Source organism: Mucilaginibacter sp. P4_D1 (genome assembly GCF_056401935.1).
In genome coordinates this window covers 1-1,076 of record NZ_JBFUIJ010000113.1, presented here as the reverse complement: position 1 = coordinate 1,076, position 1,076 = coordinate 1, and the positions used below count along the sequence as shown (strand labels likewise).

The 1,076-nt window shown below is 46.1% G+C and carries 1 protein-coding gene; it reads left to right on the top strand.

All coding sequences use genetic code 11. The features are described from left to right. Positions 1 to 128: 128 nt before the first annotated feature. Positions 129 to 1,076: ISAs1 family transposase (locus tag AC1DV1_RS31240; RefSeq protein WP_477368743.1), on the top strand; the 948-nt coding region annotated here is incomplete at its 3' end.

Below are 1,076 nucleotides of genomic sequence, written 5' to 3'. Positions count from 1 at the left end.
CAGGGCTGACGCATAAGAAACGTTAAAAACGGGAGGTGTTGCCAACAAAATGTTGATAAAGAGGTGATAAGTTTAAGGGTTGCGGTTGTCAAAAAGGCTTTCAAGTTTTTTTCTTTGTAAAAAAGAATATGCCCACATCCCTTCACGATCATTTCAGATGGATACCCGATCCACGCACGGGCAATAATAAGAAGCATAATTTACTGGAAGTAATCATTTTATCGGTCTTGGCAGTGTTATGTGGTGCTGAAAGCTGGTACGAGATGGAGGAGTTCGGCAAAGAAAAAGAGGACTTTTTAAAACAGTTACTGCCACTTGAAAACGGCATACCGAGCCATGATACGATCAACCGTGTTTTTATGATGATCGATGCGAAGCTTTTTGAAAGTTGTTTCCGTGGATGGACGGCAGAACTCGGCCGTAGCCTTGAAGCGGCAAACCCATCTCCTGAAAAGGAGCTGATCGCTATCGATGGAAAGAGCATTTGTAATAGCGCCTGCAAGCATCAGGGATTAGGTGCCTTGCATTTGGTAAGTGCCTGGTCAGGGCGTAACCAGTTAGTGCTTGGGCAGCAAAAAGTAGCTGACAAAAGCAATGAGATTACCGCTATCCCGGCGTTGCTATCTTTATTAAATATCAAAGGGGCGGTAGTAAGCATCGATGCGATGGGCACCCAGAAAGCAATCGCTGAAAAGATCATCGAAAGCCAGGGGGACTATATCCTGTCCCTGAAACAAAACCAGGAAACGCTTTATGAACAGGTAACCAACCAGTTTGGCTTCAGGGAAGACAGTTACAGCCAGCACCTGGATAAGGGGCACGGGCGGGCTGAGATCAGGACCTGCAAGGTCATCCATGAGCTTAACTGGATCGACGAAAAGGAAAACTGGAAAGGGATGAAAAGCATTATCAAGATTACCTCCGAGCGGATGATTGGTGACAGCCGCACTATACAAGACCGTTATTATATCTCCAGCCTTCAGGCAGATGCCGCTTATTTTAACCAGGCTATCCGCGCACATTGGGGGATAGAAAATCAGTTGCACTGGCAACTGGATGTTGGTTTTGGCGAAGAC